Origin of the sequence: Halomonas sp. KX33721 (genome assembly GCF_001596805.1) — a bacterium.
Classification (GTDB): Bacteria; Pseudomonadota; Gammaproteobacteria; order Pseudomonadales; family Halomonadaceae; genus Vreelandella; species Vreelandella aquamarina.
This window is the reverse complement of sequence record NZ_LVIA01000070.1, coordinates 1-2,814: the sequence shown is the minus strand read 5'-3', so window position 1 is coordinate 2,814 and position 2,814 is coordinate 1. Positions and strand designations below refer to the sequence as shown.

The following is a 2,814-nucleotide window of genomic DNA, read 5'->3' as shown; positions in this document are numbered from 1 at the left end:
ATTACCTATTACCTATTACCTATTACCTATTACCTATTACCTATTACCTATTACCTATTACCTATTACCTATTACCTATTACCTATTACCTATTACCTATTACCTATTACCTATTACCTATTACCTATTACCTATTACCTATTACCTATTACCTATTACCTATTACCTATTACCTATTACCTATTACCTATTACCTATTACCTTCATTCTGTTAAACCGACTTAGTTAAACCAATGTAGTTATAAAGCCTGTATTTTCAAAAAGCTTAATTAAGCGGTAACCCTCTAAGTAGAGCTTATAAGGTTTGTAAAACATACCCCAGACTGTAGATACCATCTCTCATTTTAAGCTTCAAGGTCGTATTTAACTTTTTTGGAGCTTAAACGCTTCTTGGTTTTTTATTACACCGAAACATATATGGATGAGCTTTCGCATATTTGCACACACAGCTTGCATCGGTGTTTTACCGTTATTTATTAATGTTAACTTGTGTCGTTTTATTCTTTTATTCCATTGCCCAGCGACAATGGCTGCCATGTAGAGTTTACAGCGAATTCTGGCTGGCCCAAGTTTACTGATTGATGTTCGCCCTTTTAATTTACCCGATTCATTGTGACGTGGAATTAACCCACAATAAGCTGCTGCTTCTTTGGCTTTATTAAATTTTTTAGCCGCAAACAAATATGTCAGCTCTCTCGATAATACAGGCCCAATGCCGGGGATAGACTCAAGTAGTTTCCTGTTTCTTTTTAAACCAGGCTCATTATCTATGTGATCATCAATGTCAGATTTAAGCTGTTTAATTTCGTCATCTAAAAATGCGATAGTCACTTTTATCGATTGGCGAACACGTGCTGAAACGTTGCTGAATTCACTTGCTTCTAATCGGTTAGCTTCTCGTTGTCGGTTACTCTCAAGCGCATCTAAACGACGGATAAGGGCTTTAAGCTCTCTAACTTCTAACGCTTCAGGTTGCCAATAATCAACGACTGCGTGCTTTGCACAGCCGTAGTGGGCAAGCATCGTTGCATCAGATTTGTCTGTTTTATGAATTATGTTTAACGCGTCTGCATACTTTTTAGCTTTGCCTGTATTCGCTAAAATAATATTAAAGCCTTGCTCGTGTAAAAAATACATCAGTGCTTCATGATAAACACCCGTTGGTTCGAGGGTGATAACGAGCTCACTAGCAGCGCTTTTTGTTGTATTTAAAAGCCACTTTTCTATTGCTAAAAAGTCTTGGCGCTTGTTTTTAAATACTTTTGTTTTAATTTTGTTTGTAAGTTGGTCTCTCAACCACGATAAATCAATCTTCTCTTTACTAATATCAATGCCGATAAACATCATCTCTACTTACTCCCCTTGTACATACAGCATCTACTTAAATAAAAGTGTGCTTGGATACCATTCAGTTTGTGAGAATAGAAAGTCAGGGCTTTATCTACGGAGCAGTATTAAATACTAGACGCACAGGCAAGCTCACTGACTTCGATGTGATAAATGATAGCTAATCATTTATCAATGAGAGATACAAGATGTACAGTGTAATTTGGATAGTGGTAAAGCAAATTAGCCAATCAAACAGAGATATTTTATTTTAACTCGCTAATTTAGTGAGCTTAAGGCTACTTTTAGTAGGGTTTTTTGAGCGTTTAGCTCAAATACTCAGCGAACAGTCATTTATTTCAAGTTTTCTTCAAAAAAGGGTTGATCTGTTTTCGGATCTCCCTATAATGCGACCCCACTGAGACGGCAGAGCAGGCAACGCTTAGCGAGGCAAGCAAACCACTTAGTAAGTCGAGTAAAACTTAGTTTTAAAAACTTTCAAGTTTAACAAAATTAAGTGTTGACAAAAAAATAGGAAAGCGTAAGATGCGCAGCCCTAGCGAGATAAAGTTTAACGCTTTAATCGCAACGTTCTTTAACAATATAAAGCAATCATCTGTGTGGGCACTCGTACAGATTGAGTTCTAACAGCCAAGCTACTTAGGTAGTGAGGCAAACAAATTTAGAGTCTCAATTGAAACTGAGTGACCAACAGCAATAACTTACTTAGGTTTTACTTAAGAAAAGAATTGCAGCACAGTCAATTCAATATCGAAAGATATTAAATAAATTCAGAATTCATTGAGCTGTCGAAAGACACAAAACTTTTTAATTGAAGAGTTTGATCATGGCTCAGATTGAACGCTGGCGGCAGGCCTAACACATGCAAGTCGAGCGGTAACAGAAAGTAGCTTGCTACTTTGCTGACGAGCGGCGGACGGGTGAGTAATGCTTGGGAACATGCCTTGAGGTGGGGGACAACAGTTGGAAACGACTGCTAATACCGCATAATGTCTACGGACCAAAGGGGGCTTCGGCTCTCGCCTTTAGATTGGCCCAAGTGGGATTAGCTAGTTGGTGAGGTAATGGCTCACCAAGGCGACGATCCCTAGCTGGTTTGAGAGGATGATCAGCCACACTGGGACTGAGACACGGCCCAGACTCCTACGGGAGGCAGCAGTGGGGAATATTGCACAATGGGCGCAAGCCTGATGCAGCCATGCCGCGTGTGTGAAGAAGGCCTTCGGGTTGTAAAGCACTTTCAGTCAGGAGGAAAGGTTAGTAGTTAATACCTACTAGCTGTGACGTTACTGACAGAAGAAGCACCGGCTAACTCCGTGCCAGCAGCCGCGGTAATACGGAGGGTGCGAGCGTTAATCGGAATTACTGGGCGTAAAGCGTACGCAGGCGGTTTGTTAAGCGAGATGTGAAAGCCCCGGGCTCAACCTGGGAACTGCATTTCGAACTGGCAAACTAGAGTGTGATAGA

The 2,814-nt window shown here is 40.3% G+C and carries 1 protein-coding gene and 1 rRNA gene; one reads left to right on the top strand and one right to left on the bottom strand.

Going from position 1 to position 2,814, the window contains the following annotated elements; translation table 11 throughout:
• Window positions 1–363: 363 nt before the first annotated feature.
• Complete coding sequence (locus A3220_RS16250) at window positions 364–1,347, bottom strand: IS110 family transposase (protein WP_062375998.1); 984 nt, start codon at window positions 1,345–1,347, stop codon at window positions 364–366.
• Between the two features lie 808 nt (window positions 1,348–2,155).
• Here A3220_RS16250 and A3220_RS16245 point away from each other — a divergent pair.
• Window positions 2,156–2,814: ribosomal RNA gene (locus A3220_RS16245) — 16S ribosomal RNA — on the top strand; the annotation flags it as partial.